The sequence below is a fragment of the Peribacillus sp. P4_D6 genome, assembly GCF_056401795.1.
The window spans coordinates 1-744 of record NZ_JBFUIQ010000379.1 but is presented as its reverse complement, the minus strand read 5'-3'; the positions used below and the strand labels follow the sequence as shown (position 1 = coordinate 744).

At 42.7% G+C, this 744-nt stretch carries 1 protein-coding gene and 1 pseudogene; both read left to right on the top strand.

The features are described from left to right. Positions 1-264: pseudogene (locus AC1DVB_RS27735) on the top strand (ATP-dependent sacrificial sulfur transferase LarE); the annotation flags it as partial. Beyond that, positions 261-744: AIR carboxylase family protein (locus AC1DVB_RS27730; RefSeq protein WP_477592062.1), on the top strand; the 484-nt coding region annotated here is incomplete at its 3' end. The pseudogene AC1DVB_RS27735 and the gene AC1DVB_RS27730, both read left to right, overlap by 4 nt.

Genomic DNA, 744 nt, shown 5'->3' with positions numbered 1-744 from the left:
ATCATTACGAGGGAAAAATTGACCAAAGTTGATAAATCAGAGGCTTACATAAAATCACTGGATATTCATCAGGTAAGAGTCAGGACGCATGAGGATACTGCCCGAATTGAAGTTGAACCCGATGATATGCCACGAGTGCTTCAATACCATGCGGCGATCACAAAACGGCTGAAGCAATTTGGTTATAAGTATGTATCAATGGATCTCACGGGCTATACAAGCGGAAGTATGAATATGGCGCTTAAAAAGGAAGAAATGTCATGATTGACGCTATTTTGGAGCAGGTTCAAAAGGGTTCATTGACAGTTGCGGAAGCGAAGGGAAAACTTGCATCCTATGAAAATTTAGGGTTTGTAAAAATCGATCATCATCGCAAAAGGAGACAAGGCTTTCCCGAAATTGTGTTTGGGGAAGGGAAAACAGCTGAACAAATTTTAACGATTGTCCAATCGCTGCGGACAAGGAATGATTCCGTGCTTGTGACTCGTATTTCTCGGGAAAAAGCGGTATTTGTACAAAAAGAATGTAGTGATTTTGAGTATAACGAGATTGCACGGACACTTGCTTGGGTTAGAGAAAAGCCGAAATCCGTTGATTCATATATTGCAATTGTATGCGCCGGGACATCAGATTTGTCTGTTGCTGAAGAAGCAGCCGTGACGGCCGAAACTCTAGGTATTCCTGTCAGGCGTATATACGATGTTGGCGTTGCCGGGCTTCATCGGCTCCTTGATAATATAGACG